Origin of the sequence: Nonomuraea soli, from assembly GCF_013761175.1 — a bacterium.
In the GTDB taxonomy this organism is placed as follows: Bacteria; Actinomycetota; Actinomycetes; order Streptosporangiales; family Streptosporangiaceae; genus Nonomuraea; species Nonomuraea soli.
This window is the reverse complement of sequence record NZ_JACDUR010000001.1, coordinates 801,055-820,087: the sequence shown is the minus strand read 5'-3', so window position 1 is coordinate 820,087 and position 19,033 is coordinate 801,055. Positions and strand designations below refer to the sequence as shown.

General features: G+C 71.2%; 21 protein-coding genes. 5 read left to right on the top strand and 16 right to left on the bottom strand.

All coding sequences use genetic code 11. The annotated features are described in order from the left end of the window. Position 1: 1 nt before the first annotated feature. On the bottom strand, positions 2-988 hold the full coding sequence (locus HNR30_RS03930; protein ID WP_181608245.1) for a carbohydrate kinase family protein: 987 nt from the start codon (positions 986-988) through the stop codon (positions 2-4). Positions 989-1,089: 101 nt separating this feature from the next. Then, positions 1,090-1,443 (bottom strand): iron-sulfur cluster insertion protein ErpA, encoded by a 354-nt coding sequence (gene erpA, locus HNR30_RS03925; RefSeq protein ID WP_181608244.1) that lies wholly within the window; start codon positions 1,441-1,443, stop codon positions 1,090-1,092. A gap of 113 nt (positions 1,444-1,556) precedes the next feature. Between erpA and nadA the strand changes: the two genes are divergently transcribed. After that, entirely contained in the window at positions 1,557-2,687 is a 1,131-nt protein-coding gene (gene nadA, locus HNR30_RS03920) for a quinolinate synthase NadA (protein WP_181608243.1), read from the top strand. A gap of 59 nt (positions 2,688-2,746) precedes the next feature. On the opposite strand, the gene HNR30_RS03915 is transcribed toward nadA, so the two are convergent. The 8 genes from HNR30_RS03915 to HNR30_RS03880 all read right to left on the bottom strand — a co-directional run bounded on the left by HNR30_RS03915 (position 2,747) and on the right by HNR30_RS03880 (position 9,959). Then, the gene (locus tag HNR30_RS03915) at positions 2,747-3,364 is read right to left on the bottom strand and encodes an SIMPL domain-containing protein (protein WP_181608242.1); all 618 of its coding nucleotides are present in this window, start codon (positions 3,362-3,364) and stop codon (positions 2,747-2,749) included. Positions 3,365-3,469: 105 nt separating this feature from the next. Then, the gene (locus HNR30_RS03910; protein ID WP_181608241.1) at positions 3,470-5,710 is read right to left on the bottom strand and encodes a serine/threonine-protein kinase; all 2,241 of its coding nucleotides are present in this window, start codon (positions 5,708-5,710) and stop codon (positions 3,470-3,472) included. A gap of 4 nt (positions 5,711-5,714) precedes the next feature. Next, positions 5,715-7,064, bottom strand: coding sequence for a DUF998 domain-containing protein (locus HNR30_RS03905; protein WP_181608240.1), 1,350 nt, complete (start codon positions 7,062-7,064; stop codon positions 5,715-5,717). Next, a complete protein-coding gene (locus HNR30_RS03900) occupies positions 7,049-7,381 on the bottom strand; it encodes an NIPSNAP family protein (RefSeq protein WP_181608239.1) in 333 nt (110 codons plus the stop codon). The genes HNR30_RS03905 and HNR30_RS03900 overlap by 16 nt, the downstream gene beginning before the upstream one ends. A 36-nt stretch (positions 7,382-7,417) precedes the next feature. Next, positions 7,418-7,963, bottom strand: a complete 546-nt coding sequence (pspAB, locus tag HNR30_RS03895) for a PspA-associated protein PspAB (RefSeq protein ID WP_181608238.1) — start codon at positions 7,961-7,963, stop codon at positions 7,418-7,420. A 16-nt stretch (positions 7,964-7,979) separates the two neighbouring features. Next, positions 7,980-8,864 carry a M48 family metalloprotease gene (locus HNR30_RS03890; protein WP_312894213.1) on the bottom strand — a complete coding sequence of 295 codons (885 nt, stop codon included), beginning with the start codon at positions 8,862-8,864 and terminating at the stop codon, positions 7,980-7,982. A gap of 10 nt (positions 8,865-8,874) precedes the next feature. Beyond that, on the bottom strand, positions 8,875-9,153 hold the full coding sequence (gene pspAA / locus HNR30_RS03885) for a PspA-associated protein PspAA (RefSeq protein WP_181608237.1): 279 nt from the start codon (positions 9,151-9,153) through the stop codon (positions 8,875-8,877). Continuing rightward, positions 9,150-9,959: a PspA/IM30 family protein gene (locus tag HNR30_RS03880; protein ID WP_220133162.1), complete on the bottom strand. Its 810-nt coding sequence runs from the start codon at positions 9,957-9,959 to the stop codon at positions 9,150-9,152. The genes pspAA and HNR30_RS03880 overlap by 4 nt, the downstream gene beginning before the upstream one ends. 117 nt (positions 9,960-10,076) lie before the next feature. Here HNR30_RS03880 and HNR30_RS03875 point away from each other — a divergent pair, with 117 nt between their 5' ends. Beyond that, positions 10,077-10,688 (top strand): DUF3043 domain-containing protein, encoded by a 612-nt coding sequence (locus tag HNR30_RS03875; protein WP_312894212.1) that lies wholly within the window; start codon positions 10,077-10,079, stop codon positions 10,686-10,688. 84 nt (positions 10,689-10,772) lie between these two features. Here the strand turns inward: HNR30_RS03875 and HNR30_RS03870 are convergent, their stop codons facing one another. Further along, the gene (locus tag HNR30_RS03870) at positions 10,773-11,861 is read right to left on the bottom strand and encodes an SMI1/KNR4 family protein (RefSeq protein WP_181608235.1); all 1,089 of its coding nucleotides are present in this window, start codon (positions 11,859-11,861) and stop codon (positions 10,773-10,775) included. Positions 11,862-11,924: 63 nt separating this feature from the next. Here HNR30_RS03870 and HNR30_RS03865 point away from each other — a divergent pair, with 63 nt between their 5' ends. Next, complete coding sequence (locus HNR30_RS03865; RefSeq protein WP_181608234.1) at positions 11,925-12,923, top strand: aldo/keto reductase family protein; 999 nt, start codon at positions 11,925-11,927, stop codon at positions 12,921-12,923. A gap of 53 nt (positions 12,924-12,976) precedes the next feature. On the opposite strand, the gene HNR30_RS03860 is transcribed toward HNR30_RS03865, so the two are convergent. Continuing rightward, positions 12,977-13,183 (bottom strand): hypothetical protein, encoded by a 207-nt coding sequence (locus tag HNR30_RS03860; protein WP_181608233.1) that lies wholly within the window; start codon positions 13,181-13,183, stop codon positions 12,977-12,979. 80 nt (positions 13,184-13,263) lie between these two features. On the opposite strand from HNR30_RS03860, the gene HNR30_RS03855 reads away from it, so the two are divergent. Then, positions 13,264-13,920, top strand: a complete 657-nt coding sequence (locus tag HNR30_RS03855; RefSeq protein WP_181608232.1) for an SCO2322 family protein — start codon at positions 13,264-13,266, stop codon at positions 13,918-13,920. Between the two features lie 498 nt (positions 13,921-14,418). After that, positions 14,419-15,264, top strand: coding sequence for a bifunctional adenosylcobinamide kinase/adenosylcobinamide-phosphate guanylyltransferase (locus HNR30_RS03850; protein WP_312894211.1), 846 nt, complete (start codon positions 14,419-14,421; stop codon positions 15,262-15,264). 60 nt (positions 15,265-15,324) lie between these two features. On the opposite strand, the gene HNR30_RS03845 is transcribed toward HNR30_RS03850, so the two are convergent. From HNR30_RS03845 to HNR30_RS03830, 4 genes are all read right to left on the bottom strand, one after another. Next, positions 15,325-16,026, bottom strand: coding sequence for an ABC transporter ATP-binding protein (locus HNR30_RS03845; RefSeq protein WP_220133276.1), 702 nt, complete (start codon positions 16,024-16,026; stop codon positions 15,325-15,327). Next, on the bottom strand, positions 16,023-16,889 hold the full coding sequence (locus HNR30_RS03840) for an ABC transporter permease (RefSeq protein WP_181608229.1): 867 nt from the start codon (positions 16,887-16,889) through the stop codon (positions 16,023-16,025). The genes HNR30_RS03845 and HNR30_RS03840 overlap by 4 nt, the downstream gene beginning before the upstream one ends. An 87-nt stretch (positions 16,890-16,976) precedes the next feature. Further along, positions 16,977-18,020 (bottom strand): ABC transporter substrate-binding protein, encoded by a 1,044-nt coding sequence (locus HNR30_RS03835; RefSeq protein WP_181608228.1) that lies wholly within the window; start codon positions 18,018-18,020, stop codon positions 16,977-16,979. Positions 18,021-18,179: 159 nt separating this feature from the next. Beyond that, positions 18,180-18,974: an ABC transporter ATP-binding protein gene (locus HNR30_RS03830; RefSeq protein WP_181608227.1), complete on the bottom strand. Its 795-nt coding sequence runs from the start codon at positions 18,972-18,974 to the stop codon at positions 18,180-18,182. Positions 18,975-19,033: the final 59 nt, after the last annotated feature.

Here is a 19,033-nt window from a genome sequence, read left to right as displayed (position 1 = left end):
CTCACGCGTGGTGGCAGCGCACGTGCTCGGCGACCTCGGCGGCGGCGTCCTTGCCGTAGGCGGCGGTGAACCGCTCGAGGAAGACCTTCTGGCCCAGTTCGTACTCCTGCCCGCCGACGCGCTCCAGCACGTGGGTGGCGGTGAGGTTGCCGATCTGGGCGCAGCGCTCCAGCGACAGCCCCCAGCCGAGACCGGCCAGGAATCCGGCGCGGAAGGCGTCGCCGACGCCGGTGGGGTCGACCTTGCCCAGCTCGGGCGAGGGGGTGACGTGGATGGACGGCTCGCCCTTGCGGTCGATGCGCGAGCCCTTGGGCCCGAGCGTGGTGACCCGGACGCCGACCCGGTCGAGGACCTCCTCGTCGGACCAGCCGGTCTTCTGCTCGATGAGGCCCTTCTCGTAGTCGTTGGAGAAGAGGTAGGCGGCGCCGTCGATGAGCAGGCGGATCTGCTCGTCGCCCATGCGGGCCAGCTGCTGGGAGGGGTCGGCGGCGAACGGGATGCCTCGCTGGCGGCACTCGTCGGTGTGGCGCAGCATGGCGTCGGGGTCGTTCGGGCTGATCAGCACCAGGTCGAGGGCGCCCACGCGGTCGGCGATCGGGCCCAGCTCGATCTGGCGGGCCTCGGCCATCGCGCCGGTGTAGAAGGAGGCGATCTGGTTGTGGTGCTCGTCGGTGGTGCACAGGAAGCGCGCGGTGTGGTGCACGTCGGAGGTGTGCACGGAGGCGCAGTCGACGCCGTGGCGCTCGAGCCAGGAGCGGTAGTCGGCGAAGTCGTTGCCGACAGCGCCGACGAGGATCGGGCTGAGCCCCAGGCATCCCATGCCGAAGGCGATGTTCGCCGCGCATCCACCGCGACGGATCTGCAGGTCGTCGACCAGGAACGACAGGGATACCCGGTCGAGCTGCTCGGCGATGAGCTGCTCCCCGAAACTGCCGGGGAAGGTCATCAGGTGGTCTGTCGCGATAGAGCCGGTGACGGCGATGCGCACGGGATTCTTCTTCCTCGTTGTCAGCAGGCCAAAGTGAAGCCACACGAGGATACGCGAAGGCCCCGCTCACCCCAAAGGCGAACGAGGCCTCACCACCCCTTCTAGTTGAAGGAGTCGCCGCAGGCGCAGGAGCCGGTGGCGTTGGGGTTGTCGATCGTGAAGCCCTGCTTCTCGATCGTGTCGACGAAGTCGATCGTGGCGCCCATCAGGTAGGGGGCGCTCATCCTGTCGGTGACCACGCCGACGCCGCCGAAGTCGGTGACGACGTCGCCGTCCATCGACCGGTCGTCGAAGAAGAGCTGGTAGCGCAGGCCCGAACAGCCGCCCGGCTGCACGGCGACGCGCAGCTGCAGACCCTCTTCACCCTGCTGCTCGAGCAGGCTCCTGACCTTGGCCGCGGCCGCGTCGGTCAGGTTCAGGCCCTGCGCCGTGGTCTCGCTGCTCTCAACCGTCATGTGCTGACTCCCGTTCTGAGGTCCTACTAAGACGCTACCAACACCGCGCCGATGCCACACATTCCCCGGCGTGTAGACTCCATACTCGTCACTTCGACGATAAGGGGTACGCCATGGCGATTCCGCTGTACATCCTGGGCCAGGAGACCGATCCGCACAGCGAGAAGGGGGTCGACTGCCCGGGCGAGCTGCCCGCCGCCTCCGACCCCGGCCTGGTCGAGCGCGCGCGCAAGGCCAAGGAGGCGCTGGGCGACCGGTTGTTCGTCCTGGGCCACCACTACCAGCGTGACGAGGTCATCCAGTTCGCCGACGTCACCGGTGACTCTTTCAAGCTCGCCCAGCAGGCCGCGGCCCGCCCCGAGGCCGAGTACATCGTCTTCTGCGGCGTGCACTTCATGGCCGAGTCGGCCGACATCCTGACCACGCCGCGGCAGAAGGTGGTCCTGCCCGACCTGGCGGCCGGTTGCTCGATGGCCGACATGGCGACCTTCGACCAGGTCGAGGAGGCGTGGGAGGCGCTGGAGGACGCGGGGATCGCCGACGATGTGATTCCCATCACGTACATGAACTCCAGTGCCGACATCAAGGCCTTCTGCGGACGGCACGGCGGCGCGGTGTGCACCTCCTCCAACGCCAAGCGGGCGCTGGAGTGGGCCTTCTCACAGAAGAAGCAGGTGCTGTTCCTGCCCGACCAGCACCTGGGCCGCAACACCGCGGTGCTGGAGATGGGCATGTCGCTCGACGACTGCGTGCTGTACAGCCCCCACCGGCCGCCGAAGGCCGAGGAGCTGCGCGGCAGGAAGATGATCCTGTGGAAGGGCCACTGCTCGGTGCACGGCCGTTTCACCGCCGAGTCGGTCGACGACGTACGGCGGCGCGTGCCGGGCGTGAACGTCCTGGTCCACCCGGAGTGCCGTCACGAGGTGGTGACCAAGGCCGACCACGTGGGCTCGACGGAGTACATCATCAGGAAGCTGGAGGCGGCCGAGCCGGGCAGCAGCTGGGCGGTGGGCACCGAGCTCAACCTGGTCAAGCGCCTGGCCCAGCAGTTCCCCGACAAGAACGTCTCGTTCCTCGACAAGACGGTCTGCTACTGCTCGACGATGAACCGCATCGACCTGCCGCACCTGGTGTGGGCGCTGGAGTCGCTGGTGCTGGGCGAGGTGGTCAACCAGATCACGGTCGACGACGACACCGCCCACTGGGCCAGGGTCGCGCTCGACCGCATGCTCGCCCTGCCGTAACGGGGGCGGTGCCCGGGAGAGCTCCCCGGCGGTGACCAGGCCGCCGGGGGCAGGCGGGGTCAGTCCGCGAAGCCGTACACGACTCTGACCGTGACGGAGATCGTCTGACGGCCCGGGCTCACCGACCCCTTGGCGTCGAACGACTCGGCGGCGGCCATGAGCGGCTGCGGCGGGCTGTTGACCTCCTCGCTGACCGACACGACGCGGCCGAGCCGTCGTCCGGCGAGCGTGGCGTACTGCCCGGCCTTGGCGGCGGCGTTGCCGAACGCGCGCTCGCGTGCCTTCTCCAGCACCTGGTCGGGCTGCGACAACTCGAAGGCGACGCCGTTGAGGCGCACCTCCTCGCCGACGCCCGCCACGGTGTCGATGATCTCGTCGGCCCTGACCAGGTCGCGGATGACCGCCTCGACGCCCTGCGCGGCGCGGTAGCCGGCGACCTTCGGGTAGGCCTCGTACTCCGGCCCCAGCGACAGCTCGTTGGTGCGCAGGTCCTTGGCGTCGATGCCGGCCTCGACGAGAGTCCTGGTCAGCTTGGCGGCGGCCGTGCGGCTGGCGGAGAAGGCCTCGCCCGGCGTGGCGCGCCGCACCTCCACCCCGGCCATCAGCCGCATCAGGTCGGGGGCCGCGGTGATCGCGCCCTCTCCGACGACCGTGATCTGCTCGTGTGTGTGGTCCATCGTCAGCCTCGCAGCGTCAGCAGCGGCCGGGAGTCAACTTGATCATATGAGTCATGTCACCACCCGTCCGGGGGCCCCGGATACGACGCGGTGACTTGACCATCTCTAGGCACCGGTGAAGCGCAGGCCCATCTTCCCGAGAGCCACCGGGTCAGTCGTGGTGGCCAGCACACGTTCGACCTTGCCGCGCAGGTCGACGATGACGGCCTTCTGCCCGGTGCCGTCGGCGACCCATCCGGCGATGTGATCGTCGCCGAACCACCCGATCAGGCGGGTGCTGACCAGCGGGATGGTGACGGGCTCGCCTCCGCCCGACACGGGATGGGCGCAGACCGCGCTGCCCGCCGTGGTGCAGTGGGACAGGAAATACTCACCTGACGGTGACACCGTGCCGCTCTCGACCCAGAGCGGCGCGCCGACCGAGCCCTCGGAGCTCACGAGCGTGCCGTCGAGGTCGTAGAAGCGCATCCTGCCGCCCGCCCAGGTGGCCACCCGGTCCTCGCCCGCCCAGAAGTAGCGCCACTCCCCCGCGCCCTTCTCCTTGGCGGGGAAGATCTTGACGGTGCCGGTGGCGATGTCGATCGTGCCGAAGCCGTAGGCGACGCTGCTGTCGCCCTCCGCCTTGTACAGGGTGACCAGGCCGGTGCCGCCGTCGGGCGACCAGCGCGGCGTGGTCGGGTAGATCGGGGCCTTGCTCAGCGTGATGGCCTTCCTGGAACCGGTGGCGTGCTGCACGATCGAGACCTGCGCGTAGCTGTCGCTGGTGTAGTCGCGATCGGTGGCCAGGGCCTGCTTGCCGTCGGGGCTGAGGGCGTATTCGAAGTAGTCGGCGTTGAGCACGAACGTCCTGCCCTGCCGTACGTACAGCTTGGTGCCGCCGTCGACGCTGTAGCTGGCCAGCCTGATCGGGTCGGAGGCGTGCTCGGTCAGGGTGACGGGGGCGCCGGGGAGCTTGAGCGCGGTGCCGGTGGGGGCGATCGAGGGCGACGCCGGCGGCTGGGTGACGGGGGTGAGGGTGGGCGTGGGGCCGGTGCCGGTGACCTCGGGCGGGCGGGTCAGCCGTACGGCCACGTAGATGACCGCGACGAGGACCACGACGGCGGCGACCACCGACACGACGATCGCCCACCGGCCCGACCGCCCGGCGTTCGGGCGGGCGCCCGGGGCGGGCTGGGCGTACGGCACGGCGGGACGGCTCGGCGGGTGCGGTCCGGGGGCGTGGGGCTGCGACGGGTAGGCGCCCGGGTGGGATCCCGTGTAGACGGGCCCGTGCGGGTGGGGCCCTGGGTGGGCCGGGTTCTGCGGCCCCGAGACGTGGGGTGGCGGTGACGTGGGCGTGGCGTGGGGCGGCGGGGCGGAGGCGGCGCTGCCCTGGGCCAGGAGCGCGGGACCCGAGGGCGGCCCGGCGGGCACCTGGTGCGGCTGGCCAATGGGCTGGCCGGTGGGCTGGCCGGTGGGCTGGCCGGTGGGCTGGCTCGTGGGCCGGCTGGGCGGGCTCGGGGTCCAGGGGGCGGGCCCGCTCTGGCCGCCGGTCGTGGTGGCGCCCGTGTGGCCGAGCAGCCGCATCAGCGCCTGGCTGGCCGTGGGCCGCCGCGCGGGGTCCTTGGCCAGGCAGTCGGCCACCAGCGCCCGCAGCGCCGGATCGGCCACCACCCCCAGGTCCGGCTCGACGTTCATGATGCGGTTGAACACCGCCGGCAGGCTGTCGGTCCCGAACGGCGCGTGCCCCGAGGCGGCGTACAGCAGCGTGCACGCCCAGGCGAACAGGTCGGAGGCGGGCCCGGGCTGCCCTTCGACGAGCTGCTCCGGCGCCATGAACGACGGCGTGCCGATGGCGGCGGCGGTCAGCGAGGAGGTCAGGTCGAGCGCGCGGGCGATGCCGAAGTCGATGACGCGCGGCCCGTCGGGCGCGAGCACGACGTTGGAGGGCTTGAAGTCGCGGTGCACGATCCCGGCCTGGTGGATGGCGACCAGCGCGGTGACGGTGCCGATGGCCAGGCGGTGCAGCGAGGAGCCCGAGCGCGGGCCTTCCGCCCGCACCACCTCGCCCAGCGTGGGCCCGGCGACGTATTCGCTGACGATGTAGGGCCGCTGCCCGAACATGCCCGTCTCGATCACCTGGGCGGTGCAGAAGGGCGCGACGCGGCGGGCCAGCGAGACCTCGCGGACGAACCGTTCCGAGGCCTCGCGGTCTCCCGCGAGGTCGGCGCGCATGAGCTTGACGGCGACCTTGCCGCCGGTCTTGGCCTCGGCCAGGTAGACGGTGCCCTGCCCGCCTTCGCCTAAGCGGGCGGTCAGGGCGTACTCCCCCACCCAGGAGGGATCGCCCGGCCTCAGGTCCAACATGCCCCTATTGTGCCTGTGGCGCGCATGCCCGGACGACGACATCGGGCTGCCGCCACTGAACCCGTTCCTCGGCGCGCACGATGCGGGCGCCCAGCGAGCGGGCCAGGACCTCCTGTCCCGCGTCGGGGCGGCCGGCGTTGATGATCACGACGGGGATCGCCGGGAAGTCGTGCTCCTCGCGCACCTTCCACAGCTCGGCGCACATGTCGCGGCCCGCCAGCCACTCTCCCAGCGTCGCCGCGAGCACCCGTCCCGAGCGGTACAGGCCGCTGCGGTCGCTCGCGCCGGTGACCGCGCGATGCAGGGCGGGCCCGGCGGTCACGGCCGCCGCGTGCGCTCCCCACGTGCCGCCCAGGGCCGGCAGCCAGCGGCCCACCGTACGGCCCAGCTGGCTGGTGCCGCGTTTGCGGGCGCGCTGCACGACCGGGTCGACCAGGACGAGGCTCCTGATGCGCAGGGGGTGCAGGCGGGCGAAGGCCTCGGCGTGCCAGGCGGAGGTCGCGTGGGCGACCACGGTGACCAGTTCGGGGTGCGCGGGCGACAGCGCGGCGAGTCTGGCCGCTTCGCCGTACAGGGTGGGAGGGAGCTCCTCGCAGGCGCTCAGGCCCAGGCCCGGCCGGTCGAAGCGGATCACGCGGTGCCGTACGGCCAGCTCGTCGGCGACCCTGTCCCAGTGGTACCAGGCGCCGGAAGGCCCCGAGGTGATCAGGACGGCCGGCCCTTCTCCCGCGCGGACCACGTGCTGAACGCCCGGGTCGATCACCGGGCGATGCGTGACCAGCCGCAGCGCGATGTAGAGCAGCCACACGGCGATCAGTGCGAGCTGCGTCCGCTGGGCCAGGCCCGCCAGGGTGCCGGCGGCGATGGCCGCCAGCTCGGCGACGGTGGCCAGCAGCGCGGCGCCGGTCACGGCCCACGCGAGTCTCGTACGGCTCAGCAGCAGCATCGAGACCGTCACCGAGGCGATGGCCAGGGCGGCGGTGACGTAGTGCGCGTGGTGCGAGAACGATCGTCCGCCCCGCTCGCAGGCGGGGTCGCTGAGCGCCGCGCAGTCGAGCGGGAAGAGCGCCTCCCCGAAGGTGAACAGGCCGAACAGCCCCAGGGCGAGCCAGCCCGCCCACTCGTGCGCGACCCTGGGCACCAGCGCCACGCCGGCGAGCGTGGCCAGCCCGGCGACCGCGGTGGTCAGCCTGAACATCGCCGACCACGACTGGTCGCGCGCCGCCAGCTCGCTGACGTAGCCGCTGCTGCGGTCGACCGCCGGGTCGACGAACTGGCCGGTCACCCACGCGCTGTAGAAGATCGCCGCGATGACGAAGGCCCAGGCGGCGCCGATGATCAGTCTTCGCTCCACGTGATCATTAGATCACTGTCCGGAATCACTACGGTGTGGTAGTGCTCGATTCGCTCCAGAATGGCGTTTCGTGGGCCGTTGTGCCATTCCGGGCTGCCGTAGAACGCCTCCTCCAGGCGGTCGCGCTCGTCGGCGTCGGCGAAGGCCCTGATGATGTAGGCCTCCTCCCAGTCGCCCTCCTTGACCAGGGAGGGCCCGGCGGCGACGACGGTGATGCCGAAGCTGCGCAGCAGGGGCACACCCTGGGTCCGCATGACGTGGACGAAGTCGTCGAGGGTGCCCGGCTTGAGCCGGTAGGTACGGACCTCGTAGATCATGGGCGCACTCTAGGCGGCGAACACTGACATCCTCTGTCACGCCATCGGGCTGTCCCAGAGCGCGAACCACCGGGCCTCGTCGGGCTCGACGGGCAGGTCGCCGGCGAGCGTCGCGGCGACCTTGCGCTCCAGCGCGGTGTCGCGCCCGCGTCCGGCCAGCGGGGCGAAGGGGTAGAAGCTGCCGCGACGGTACAGGTAGACCATGGCCAGGCGCTGCGAGCCGTTGGCGAAGGCGACGGCCGAGCAGAGCAGCGAGGGGGCGAAGTCGGCGCCCTCCAGGGTGGAGTTGACCGAGTGGAGCTCGGCGACCAGCTTGTCGAGAGGATGGTCGACCGTCAGCCAGGTGTAGCCGTAGGGGTCGGAGGTTTCCCGGACACGGCTGCCCAGCAGCGCCTTGGCGTCCTTCTGCACGCGGGTGAAGGCCCTGCCCTCGGCGGCGCGGAAGCACACGGCTCCCTGACCGGTGGGCGCCAGGCCGGTGGCACCCTCCAGGTGGGGCGCCGCCTGCGGCAGGGCGAACAGCGCGTCGAGGTCGGGCTCCGCCGGAGCCTGGCGCCCCAGCAGAGCGTCGAGCCACCTCACGGGCGGCCGGGAAGGTTCATGTGCCCAGCTCGGTGGCGATCCATCGCAGCTGTTCCAGGCGGCGCGCGGTCGGTGGATGGGTGGCCAGCAGGGCGTTGACACGGTCGCCCGACAGGCCGGGGGCGAACATGGCGCCGTTGAGCGCGTGGGAGCCGCGCAGCGCGTGGGCCGGTTGCGCCGACAGATCCTCGGTGATCTTGGTCAGCGCGGAGGCGAGGGCGGAGGGCTGCTGGGTGAGCAGGGCGCCGTCACGGTCGGCGGCCAGCTCGCGATAGCGGGAGAAGGCCCGGGTGAGCAGCAGGCTGACGACGTGGACGACGGCGGCGACCGCGGCCACGACCAGGCCGAGCGGGATCAGGAAGCGGCGGCGCGGCCCGAGGCCGAGACCGATCGCCATGCCCCACAGCAGCCCGGCGGCCACGCCGAAGACCGACACGATCGTGCCGAGCGCCACGTCGCGGTGGGCCACGTGGCTCAGCTCGTGGGCCAGGACCCCTTCGAGCTCGCGCCGGTCGACCCGGTCGAGCAGGCCCCTGGTCACGCAGATGACCGCCCGGCGCGAGGTGTGCCCGGCGGCGAAGGCGTTGGGCTCGGCCGACTCGGAGACGGCCAGGCGAGGTTTGGGCAGGTCGGCGAGGGCGCACAGGCGGTCGAGCATGGCGTGCAGCTCGGGAGCCTCGGCCGGGGAGACCTCGCGCGCCCCCATCGCCGCCACGACCATGCGGTCACCGGCCAGATGGAGCACCACGAGGACGGCCACCACGACCCCGGTGGCGATGGCCGCCCCCACGCCTAAGGCGATGAGGGCGGCCGCGAAGGCGACATAGAGCACCGACAGCAGCGCCAGCGTCACCAGCATGCGCCGGATCAGGCGAGCGTCGGGGGCGAACCGCGAACGCACGGTCGCTGGCCTAACCGGGGATGAGACCCTGGTCGGTCAGCATCTCCCGCACTTCCTCGATCGAGGCGTCGGCGGGAGGGAGGATCAGCTCCGACGGCTCAAGACTCTCGTCGGGGAGAGACTTGCCGACGTGGCGGACCTTGTCGAGCAGCGCGTGGAGCTTGGTACGGAACTCGTCCTCGTTGTCGGCGACGATGGCCGCCTCGAGTTCGCTGTCGAGGTCGTTGAGCACCGCGATGTCGTCGGGTGCGACCTCCACCTGCCCCTCGCCCATGATCCTGATGATCATACGCCCTCCCCCGGCTGGCGCTGTGGCTGCTGCTGCGTGTGGTTCTGCTGGGTCGGCTGCGCCTGGGGCTCGCCCTGACCCTGCTCGATCGACTGCTGCGGCTGCGAGCCCATGCCGAGCTCGGCCTTCATCTTGGCCAGCTCCAGCTCCACGTCGCGCCCGCCCATGCGGTCGAGCTCCAGCTGGATGTCGTCGCCACGGCTGCCGCTGAAGTCGTCGAGCACGCCGCTGGCCAGCAGCTCGTCGATGGCGCCCGCGCGGGCCTGCATCTGCGCGGTCTTGTCCTCGGCGCGCTGGATCGCCAGACCCACGTCGCCCATCTCCTCGGAGATGCCGGAGAAGGCCTCGTTGATGCGGGTCTGCGCCTCGGCCGCGGTGTAGGTGGCCTTGATGGTCTCCTTCTTGGTGCGGAAGGCGTCGACCTTGGCCTGCAGGCGGTGCGAGGCCGTGGTGAGCTTCTCCTCCTCGGCCTGGAGGTTGTCGTGCTGGACCCGCAGGTCGGCGATCTGCGTGTTCAGGCTGCCACGGCGGGTCAGCGCCTCACGGGCCAGATCCTCCCGGCCCACGGACAGCGCCTTGCGGCCCTGGTCCTCCAGCTTCCTGGCCTGCGCCTCGATCTGGTTGATCTGAAGCTCCACGCGCTTGCGCGAGGTCGCCACGTCGGCGACGCCGCGGCGCACCTTCTGCAGCAGCTCGAGCTGTCGCTGGTAGGAGTAGTCCAGCGTCTCGCGCGGATCCTCCATCTTGTCCAGGGCCTTGTTGGCCTTGGACTTGAAGATCATGGAAAGTCTCTTCATCACGCTCATGCGCGTCGGCCATCCCCTTCTTAGGTTGTGCTGTCGGTCACCCAAGCCGCCTTGGGATTACCCTACGCATAACGCACGGGGGCGTCACTAAGTTGCAGTCCAGGTAGGGTTGACGTCGTGTTGCGACGCCGTTCCCAGACCACCGCGGACTCCCCCGTCCCCGCTGACGATCCTAAGCCCCAGGGTAAAGGACGACCCACTCCCAAGCGCCGAGACGCCGAAGGGCGCCGGCGCCAGCCCGTGAGCGCGCCCAAGGACCGCAAAGAGGCCTACCGGCAGCTGCGGGCCAAGCAGGCCGCCGAGCGCTCGCGGGCCCGCGAGGGCATGATGCGCGGCGAGGAGAAGTACTTCCCCGCCCGCGACCGCGGCCCGGTCCGCAAGTTCGCCCGTGACTGGGTCGACTCGCGTCGCCTGCCCTCGCAGTACTTCCTGCCGTTCTCGCTGCTCATCCTGCTGCTCACCTGGATCCCGTGGGGCAACCCGCAGACCCAGGGGCTCGTCTACACCTACGTGATCACGGTCGGCTGGCCGATCATGATGGTCGGCGTGCTCTTCACCTCGATCTACGTCTCGTGGAAGGTGAAGAAGGAGGCGCTGGCGAAGTTCCCCGGCGAGTCGATGAAGGGCATCGGCTTCTACGCCGCCATGCGGGCGCTCCAGATCCGCAAGCTGCGCTTCCCGCCGCCCCAGTTCGCGCCCGGCGGCAAGCCCGTTCAGCCCAAGCGCTGAGTTTTTGCCCTTTCCTGGGGGTTTCTTCATCGCGGTGCCTGAGACGAGGTGCGCGGGCGCTCGGCCCGCGCACCTCGGCGCGTTTCAGTTCGCCGTCTCCCAGCGCAGGCGCCCGTCGACCACGCGAGGACGGAAACCGTTCACAGGAAGGTCTCCTTCCAGGGCAACGGCGACGGCACGCAGCGCGTGCGCCCACGAAGCGCCCAGGCGGACGGGGAACGACGAGGAACTCTGGGGGAGGGTGTAGTCCACCGCGCCGGTGACCGGGTCGAGCCAGGCGAACGACGCGACCGGGATGACAGGGCGCACCGCCCAGCTTCCGTCGTCCGCCCTCACCAGCACGCCGCCGCCTCCCGCGCAGTGCTCCCGCCAGGAGCGCAGGATCTGCCGCGTGCCGTAAGCGGGGCCGACCTGCATCGGCGGCAGGATCAGCCCTCCGTCGTGGCGCAGCAGCGAGGCCCTGAGGTCGTCGGGCAGGTCGACGCCCATACGGGCCTCGGCGACGGCCACCGTGCCGACCCGGCCCCGGCCTCCCAGCTCGGCGAGGGAGCGCGGGGCGTTGGCCGCCATCCAGCGTTCGATACGCCGCCACTGGCGCGCGACCGCCTGCCGTACTTGCGGTGAGATCGCGCGGACCGTGACCGTCCGACGCGGCGCCGGGCAGGCGAGGGGCGGCGGCGTGACGGAGGGCGACGGCGTGGGGCCCGCGGCCGGGTCGGCCTCGGCGCCGATCGGTGAGCCGGTGGCCAGGGGGCCGGTCGGCGAGGCTGTGGCCAGGGAGCCGGTCGGTGAGGCTGTGTTCTGGGAGCCGGTCGGTGAGGCTGTGTTCTGGGAGCCGGTGGTCCGGGAGCCGAACATCCAACCGGTGGCCCGGAAGCCCGGCGCTGCGCTCGCGGCCGGGGTGACGTGCGGGCCCGCGACGGAGTCCGCGCGCTCGCCCCGCGAGACCGAGGGGGTGAGCACCACAGCCAGCGTGATCACCAGCGCACCGGCGGCCACCGAGACGGGCACCCACCGGCTCCCCGTACTCCCCGGGCTCTCCCGGCTCTCCCCGGCCTTTGGCGCGGGCGACGGCACAGGTTCGGCTTTCGTACGGCTTCCGCGGCGGCGCAGCCGCACCACGATCGCGGCCAGGACGGCGGCGGTGAGCAACGCCCGCAGGATGTTCGCCACGGCGACGACCCTATCGCCAGGCCGTGGCGGCAGCGGTTGTCCCAAGCCCCTAAGGTCGGATGTATGGAATTTCGTCACCTCGGCCGTAGCGGCCTGCTCGTCAGCGAGATCAGCTACGGCAACTGGATCACCCACGGCTCCCAGGTAGAGGAGGACGCCGCCAAGGCCTGCGTTCAGGCGGCGCTGGAGGAGGGCATCACCACCTTCGACACAGCCGACGTCTACGCGGGCACGAAGGCCGAAGAGGTCCTGGGCCGGGCCCTGAAGGGCCAGCGCCGCGAAGGCCTGGAGATCTTCACCAAGGTCTACTGGCCGACGGGCCCCGGCAAGAACGACCGCGGGCTGTCGCGCAAGCACATCACCGAGTCGATCAACGGCTCGCTGCGCCGCCTGCAGACCGACTACGTCGACCTGTACCAGGCCCACCGCTTCGACCGCTTCACGCCGCTCGAGGAGACCCTCAAGACCTTCGACGACCTGGTCCGCCAGGGCAAGGTCCTGTACGTCGGCGTGAGCGAGTGGAACGCCGAGCAGATCGCCGCCGCGCTGAAGATCGCCGACGAGATGGGCTTCGACCGCATCGTCTCCAACCAGCCGCAGTACTCCATGCTCTGGCGGGTCATCGAGTCCGAGGTCGTGCCGCTGAGCGAGAAGGAGGGCGTCAGCCAGATCGTCTGGTCGCCCATCGCGCAGGGTGTGCTGACCGGCAAGTACCTTCCCGGCCAGGCGCCGCCCGAGGGTTCGCGCGCCACCTCCGAGGCGGGTGGCGGCTTCATCAACCGCATGCTCACCGACGAGGTCCTCACCCGCGTGCAGGAGCTCAAGCCGATCGCCGCCGACCTGGGCCTGACGATGGCGCAGCTGGCGGTGGCGTGGGTGCTGCAGAACCCGAACGTGGCCTCGGCGATCGTCGGCGCGACCCGCCCCGAGCAGGTCCGCGACAACGTCAAGGCCTCCGGCGTCAAGCTCGACTCCGAGGTCCTGAAGAAGATCGACGCGATCCTCGACCCGATCGTGGAGCGCGACCCGGCCAAGACCGTCAGCCCGGCGACCCGTCCGTAACCGGTGAATGCGAAAACCCCTTGAGTCACATTCGACTCAAGGGGTTTTCTCATTCACTCGGGGCGCAATGACATACCGGCGTATTCAATTCTGTCGTCCTCGAGGAGCGCGACCTGTTCTACTCCGGATTCCAGCAGCTCACGCCAGTTCTCGCCGAGCCAGGATTCCGCATCCGCCTGGCTCGGAAAGACCTCTCTGGGCAGAGGGCGATCCGTTACCTCACCACCATTGGCGTTTTCATAACGCCACCGCCATGTCATGAATTACGCTCCTCTTTCACACCGGTTCGCGCGGACCATCATTCAGGCTGCACCCTACTCCCGAGCATGGAGGCCGATCGATGCTGCGCGCATTTCGTGTCGCCACCTTTTCCGCCGTCGCAACCTCACTCGTCACCGCACTGACCCTGTCCTCCCCCGCTCTGGCCGACCCCAACGCTCCGCGGAGCTGGAGTTTCTGGCAGAGCGACGGCACGGCCTGGTTGTCCGCCTCCTCCGCCGAGTCGCCCCCCGAGGGCTCGGTGATCGGCTGGCGCTTCTCCGCCGGGACCGACACCGAACCGCCCGGCGGCGAGGTGCCCGACTTCGCCACCGTCTGCGGCAAGCAGGCCGCCGCGCCCGCGGGCAGCAAGCGCGTCGTGATCGCCGTCGACTTCGGCGACGCCGAGGTCGACGCCCACCCCGGTGATCAGCCGCCCACCCAGGGCGTGCTGACCTGCGCCACGGGCTCCGCCGACGCCACCGCCCTGCAGCTGCTGGCCGGCGCCGCCAAGGCGCGAGTGGACGGGTCGCAGCAGGTGGTCGCGGTCAACGGGTACCCGGCTCGCGCCCAGGGCACCGACCTGGCCGCCCCGGCGGGCGCGGGCGAGCAGAACACCGCCGCCGCCGCGTCGGACGGGGTGCCGTGGGGCTGGATCCTCGGCGGGGCGGGCGCGGTGGTGCTGGTGGCGGGGGGCGCACTCCTCGCGACCCGCCGCCGCACCCCCGCCCGCCACTGACCCGGCACCGCCGGACACCACCCACCCCCGGCCCGGCTCACCGCTGACCCGGCACCGCCGCACACCACCCACCCCCGGCCGCCCCTTACCTCTCGGCCCACCCCCTCTCGGCCCACCGTGCCGGGCCACCATGCCGGGGGGCCACGCCGGGGGCCACGCGGGGGCCATGCGGGGGCCATGCGGGGGCCATGCGGGGGCCATGCGGGGGCCATGCGGGGGCACGCGAGGCACCACGCCAGCCCACCACGCCAGCCCACCACGCCGGCCCACCACGCCGGCCCACCGCTCCGGGGGGCCACGCCGGAGCGCCACGCCCGGGGGCGCGGGGGGCCACGCGGGGCATCACGCCGGGGGCCACGGGGGCACTACGCCAGCCCACCACACCGGCCCACCACGCAGGGGCGCTCCAGGTCACCACGCCGGGGCGTGCTCCGGGGCGCCGCGTCGCCGGGCGCCCCGCTTGCCCGTCCCTCGGCCCGCGCTGGGAGACTGGGCCCCGTGGAGATCGTTTTCCTCGGTACGGCGGCCCCCGGCGGCTGGGCGGCGCCCGGTTGCGCGTGCAGGTCCTGTCTGGCGCCGCCGCAACACCACCGGGCGCCGCTGGCGACGGTCCCCGCCGAGCTGCCCCCCGATGTGGTGCTGCTCGACGTGGCGACGTTGCCCGAGCGCCTGGCGGAGTTGCGGCGGGCCGGGCTCGACGGCTCCGTCCACGTGGTGGCCGTCGGCCTGGACCACCGGGTGCGCTCCCTCGACGAGCTGGAGCGCCGCCTGGCCCTGTGGGGTGCGCGTGCCGTACCTGACGGATTCGTCCTCGACACCCGCGCCCCCTCGGCCGCGCGGCCGATGCCCCGGCGCACCCTCGTCCTGGGCGGGTCACGGTCGGGCAAGTCGGCCGAGGCCGAGCTGAGGCTGGCCGCCGAGCCGTACGTCACCTATGTCGCGACCGGCCCGTCCGGCGACGACGACCCTGAGTGGGCGGCCAGGGTGGCCGCCCACCGCGAGCGCAGGCCCGCCCACTGGCGCACGGTCGAGAGCACCGACCTGGCCGAGGTCATCGCCGGGGCCGAGACACCGCTGCTGATCGACGGGATCGGCACGTGGGTGTCGACCGTGCAGTGGCTCGACCCCGGCGGGTTCGAGTCCCGCTGCGACGACCTCGTCGAGGCCTGGCGGCAGGCGCCGGCGCCGGTCGTGGCCGTCTCCGACGAGGTCGGTATGGGCGTGGTGCCCGCCACGACCAGCGGACGCCGTTTCCGCGACGCGCTGGGACGCGTGAACCAGCGCCTGGCGGCGGAGTCCGAGGAGGTCTGCCTGGTCGTGGCGGGACGTGTCACGCGGCTGTGAGCCGCGACCGGTGGAGCCCGGGGAGGGGCCACGCCGTTGTGGGCCCGTCCCCGGAGGCGGTCAGGCCGCCGTCACCCCCAGCGCCCGGAGCAGGTCGTCCCTGATGCCCTGCTCGTCGCTGCGCCGCTCGGCGGCGATGCGGCCGTTGTCGAGCACGAGCACCCGGTCGGCCAGCGCGATCGCCTCGTCCACGTCGTGCGTGACCAGCAGCACCGCCGGGTTGTGCGCGAGGCACAACTTCTTCAGCAGGGCGTGCATCTTGAGCCTGGTCAGCGCGTCGAGCGCGCCGAACGGCTCGTCGGCCAGCAGCAGCTCCGGCTCCCTGACCAGCGACCTGGCCAGCGCGACACGCTGCTGCTCGCCACCGGACAGCTCGTTGGGCCAGGCGTTCTCCCGCCCCTTGAGCCCCACTTCCTCCAGGGCCCGCCTGCCCCTGTCCTCCGCGCCGGGCAGGCCCAGGACGACGTTGTCGAGGACCTTCTGCCACGGCAGCAGGCGGGCGTCCTGGAAGACGACCGACACCTGGGCCGGCACGTCCAGCTCCCCGTGGCCGCTCACGTCGTAGTCGAGCCCGGCCAGCGCGCGCAGCAGCGTGCTCTTGCCCGAGCCGCTGTGCCCCAGCAGGGCGACGAACTCGCCCGGCCGGATGTCGAGGTCGAGGTCGTCCAGGACCGCGCGCTCGCCGTACGTCCTGGTCAGGTTCCTGATCCGTATACGAAGTTGAGGAGCCTGCGACGATACGGCAGGCGCCTGCGTGATCAGTCCGCCAGCGTCTTGCGCCACGACAGGGCCTTCCTTTCGACGAGCCGCACGGCGGCGTCGGAGAACAGTCCCAGCAGGCCGTACAGCACCAGGCCCACCAGGATGATGTCGGTCTGGCCGTAGGTCCTGGCCAGGTCCATCATGTAGCCGATGCCGGCGGTCGAGTTGATCAGTTCGGCGACCACCAGGAACAGCCACGAGATCGTCACCGCGAACCGCATGCCCAGCAGGAAGCCGGGCAGCGCTCCCGGGAGCACCACCGTGCGGATGAACTGCACCTTGCTCAGCGACACCGTCTCGGCCAGCTCGATGTAGCGGCTGTCGATGCTGCGCAGGCCGTTGTGGGTGTGGATGTAGATCGGGATCATCACGCCGAGGGCGATGATGGTGACCTTCATGCCCTCGCCGATGCCGAGCCACAGGATCAGCAGCGGCAGCAGCGCCAGTGACGGGATCGAGCGCTTGAGCTGGATCGGGCCGTCGATCAGGGCCTCGCCCACCCGGCTCAGGCCGCTGACGACGGCCAGGGCGACACCGATCGGCACGCCGAAGCCCAGGCCCAGGGCGACGCGCTGCACCGAGGCGAGCAGGTTCTGCTGCAGGCGCCCGCTCTCGATCAGCTCGACGGTGGTGGCCACGACCTGCCAGGGGGCGGACAGGAACCTGGGGTCGATCAGCCCGGCGGCGGATCCGATCACCCAGGCGGCCAGGATGAGGCCGGGGCCGATGAGGAAGCCGAACTTGATCGGGGCGCCGGGCCGCAGCGTGCCGCGCCTGGCGCGCCGTACGGGGGCGGGCAGGGGCGGTCCGGCAGGCGAGAGCGCACTCGCCGCGGCGGCCGCGGACTCCTGGAGCGTCGTCATCAGGCACCTGCCGTTCCGGTCGCGGACTCCTGGGGCGTCGCCATCAGGCACCTGCCGTTTCTGTCGCGGGGGCGTGGACGGTCGTCATCAGGCACCTGCCTTGATCGCGTCGGCTCCCACGGTCTGATACCGCAGGTCGTACAGGTCGGCCGCCTTCAGCGGCTTGTTGCCCAGTTCCGCGGCGAGCAGGTCGACGGTCTCCTGGTGCCGGGTGATCGCCTCGCTCCAGTCGGCGGGCAGCTCGGGCTCCCCTGCCGCGTCGACCAGGTACTGCCCGTCCTCGGGGGTCAGGCCCTGGTCCTTGACGTAGTAGCCGTCGATCCACTCCTTCGGGTGCTCGTGGACCCACTTGACGGCGCGCGCCCAGGCGGCCACGTACTCCTTGACCGCGGCGGCCTTGGCCGGGTCCTGCAGCACCTCGGTCGGCACGTAGAGGTGGCCGGGATCGTCGCGCAGGCCGTGGTTGACCGTGGTCGCGCCGTCCTTGCCGAACTGGGCGAGGTAGCGCTTGATCTGCACGCCGCCGATCGGCGCCACCTCGACCTGCTTGGAGGCCAGCGCCTTGGCGTAGACGTCGCCGGTGCTCGGCAGCTCGATCAGGGTGACGTCGTCCTTGGTCAGTCCCGCCTTCTTGAGCACCTTGAGGATCAGGGCGCCCTGGGCCTGGCCGGGGCTGAAGGCGATCTTCTTGCCGCGCAGCTCCTGCAGGGTGGTGACGGCGGTGCCGGGCGCGACGCCCAGGACGTAGGTCGGGTGGTTGAGCGCGTCCTTGCGGTAGCGGGATGCGACGATCTTGGTCGGCAGGCCGGTCCAGGCGGCGTGGATGGGCGGGATCTCGGCGACCGCGCCCACGTCGAGCGCCTTGGCGCGGAAGGCCTCGGAGGTCTGCGGGCCTCCGCTGAGGTTGGCCCACTCGATCTTGAAGGAGAACGAGTCGATCTGGCCCGACAACGTCAGCGCCACCTTGGTGGACGGGTCGCCCACTCTCAGGACGGTACCCTGCGGGACCGTCGTCGGCAGGGGGTCGGTGGGCTTGAGCTGAGCGGCCGCGGTCTCGGAGCCGGAGCCGCAGGCGGAGCTCAGGGCCAGCAGGAGGGCAGGCAGAACGTACCTGAGTGAACGGGGGGACATGGCTAACCCTTCAACGTGAAACGGATGAGTGGCGCGAAGGGGCCGAAAAGGGCCGCCTCAGGAGCGGCAACAGCACGTCATGCCCTCAACGGTAAGGAGGGCATGAGGCTAAGTCAACATTTCCTACTGGTTTTATATGAAATTATCCTCCGCCCCTGGTCAGCCCCGCCTGCCGTACCAGCGCCCCCCGTCGCGCTCCACCCGCAGCGGACGGCCGAAGCACTCCGACAGCAGCTCCCCGGTCAGCACCTGCTCGACCTCGCCCTGCGCCAGAACCCTGCCGTCCTTCATCAGCAACGCGTGTGTGGTCGTCGCGGGGATCTCCTCCAGATGGTGCGTCACCGTCACGGTGGTGAGCATCGGCCGGTTGCCCGCCAACTCCTCCACGGCCTCGATCAGATCTTCCCTGGCCGGCAGGTCCAGCCCGGCGAACGGCTCATCCAGGAAAATCACGGACGGCTCGGGCATCAGCGCACGGGCGACCCTGATCCGCGCCCGTTCCCCCTGCGAGCAGACACGGAACGGCCGCTCCCCCAGCTCCTTGCAGCCCAGGTCAGCCAGCATGCGGGTGGCACGCTCGCGCTCGGCGGGGCCGTACCTGTCCCACAACGGCGCGCTCGTGCCGGTGTGCCCGGTCAGCACGACCGTGTGCGCGGTCGCGCCCTCCTCCTCCAGGAGCTCCTCGTCGATCAGGTGCTGGCTGGCGCTGACCAGGCCGAGGTGGCGGCGCAGCTCACGCATGTCGACCCGGCCGAGGCGATGTCCGAGGACGGTGACCGTACCCTCGCTCGGGTGCCGTACGGCGGCGGCGAGCGAGAGCATCGTGGTCTTGCCCGCTCCGTTCGGGCCGAGCACCACCCAGTGCTCGCCGTACCCCACCTGCCAGTCGACTCCCGCCAGGAGAGTCCTGCCTACGACGTTGACGGTGACCCCGGTCAGCTCAAGCGCATACACGCAGCTCACGATAACGTGCGTAAACGTGCTACATGAGCAGATAAATCAACTGATCACGT

Coding starts and splice junctions, on each gene's coding strand:
- erpA (WP_181608244.1), bottom strand. CDS start 1,443: ATGACGGTTGAGAGCAGCGAGACCACGGCGCAGGGCCTGAACCTGACC.
- nadA (WP_181608243.1), top strand. CDS start 1,557: ATGGCGATTCCGCTGTACATCCTGGGCCAGGAGACCGATCCGCACAGC.
- HNR30_RS03915 (WP_181608242.1), bottom strand. CDS start 3,364: ATGGACCACACACACGAGCAGATCACGGTCGTCGGAGAGGGCGCGATC.
- HNR30_RS03910 (WP_181608241.1), bottom strand. CDS start 5,710: ATGTTGGACCTGAGGCCGGGCGATCCCTCCTGGGTGGGGGAGTACGCC.
- HNR30_RS03900 (WP_181608239.1), bottom strand. CDS start 7,381: ATGATCTACGAGGTCCGTACCTACCGGCTCAAGCCGGGCACCCTCGAC.
- pspAA (WP_181608237.1), bottom strand. CDS start 9,153: ATGATCATCAGGATCATGGGCGAGGGGCAGGTGGAGGTCGCACCCGAC.
- HNR30_RS03880 (WP_220133162.1), bottom strand. CDS start 9,959: ATGAGCGTGATGAAGAGACTTTCCATGATCTTCAAGTCCAAGGCCAAC.
- HNR30_RS03865 (WP_181608234.1), top strand. CDS start 11,925: ATGGAATTTCGTCACCTCGGCCGTAGCGGCCTGCTCGTCAGCGAGATC.
- HNR30_RS03860 (WP_181608233.1), bottom strand. CDS start 13,183: ATGACATGGCGGTGGCGTTATGAAAACGCCAATGGTGGTGAGGTAACG.
- HNR30_RS03855 (WP_181608232.1), top strand. CDS start 13,264: ATGCTGCGCGCATTTCGTGTCGCCACCTTTTCCGCCGTCGCAACCTCA.
- HNR30_RS03840 (WP_181608229.1), bottom strand. CDS start 16,889: ATGACGACGCTCCAGGAGTCCGCGGCCGCCGCGGCGAGTGCGCTCTCG.
- HNR30_RS03835 (WP_181608228.1), bottom strand. CDS start 18,020: ATGTCCCCCCGTTCACTCAGGTACGTTCTGCCTGCCCTCCTGCTGGCC.